Source organism: Vibrio sp. 1069 (genome assembly GCF_033340555.1).
The window spans coordinates 1-636 of record NZ_JAWOWP010000514.1 but is presented as its reverse complement, the minus strand read 5'-3'; the positions used below and the strand labels follow the sequence as shown (position 1 = coordinate 636).

At 48.3% G+C, this 636-nt stretch carries 1 protein-coding gene; it reads right to left on the bottom strand.

Annotation, left to right across the window (positions count from 1 at the left end):
• The coding region (locus R7040_RS27470; RefSeq protein WP_318097742.1) for an FtsW/RodA/SpoVE family cell cycle protein at positions 1-584 on the bottom strand (584 nt) is incomplete at its 3' end.
• Positions 585-636: the final 52 nt, after the last annotated feature.

Below are 636 nucleotides of genomic sequence, written 5' to 3'. Positions count from 1 at the left end.
CCTAAGGCAATGGCAGCCGCTGCGATGATCTTCCAACTGATGCCTGCTAGGAAAATAACGAAAATACCTGAAGCCGCAATCAGAATCGACGTTCCCAAATCTGGTTGTTTCGCGATAAGAATCGTTGGTAAGCACACCATGATTAGCGCAACAATCAGCGTTCGGAATGTTGGTGGTAATGGTTGGCGACCGATATAGCGCGCAACCATCAACGGTACCGCAAGTTTGAGTAATTCGGACGGTTGGAATCGAACAAAGCCTAGGTTGAGCCAGCGTTGCGCACCTTTCGAGGCCTCACCAAAGAACAGTACGCCAAATAGTAAAACTACACCGGCAACAAACATTAGTGGCGCCAGGCTTTCATACGTTCGTGGAGAAAGTTGAGCCAGAACCACCATCACGACAAGAGACAATACCATGCGCATTGCTTGGCGATCCATCATCTCCAAACTTTGTCCGCTGGCACTGTACATGATCACAAGACCAAAACCCATTAAAGCAAAGATGCCGAGTAGGAGGGGCAAGTCGATATGGAAGCGCTCAAACAAGGCGCGGTTTTTACCTGTAGAGGGATCCATCTTCATTAGCGTGTAACCTCTTTTTGCGCGTTGGTTTTGTCATCGTCTGGTTTGATTT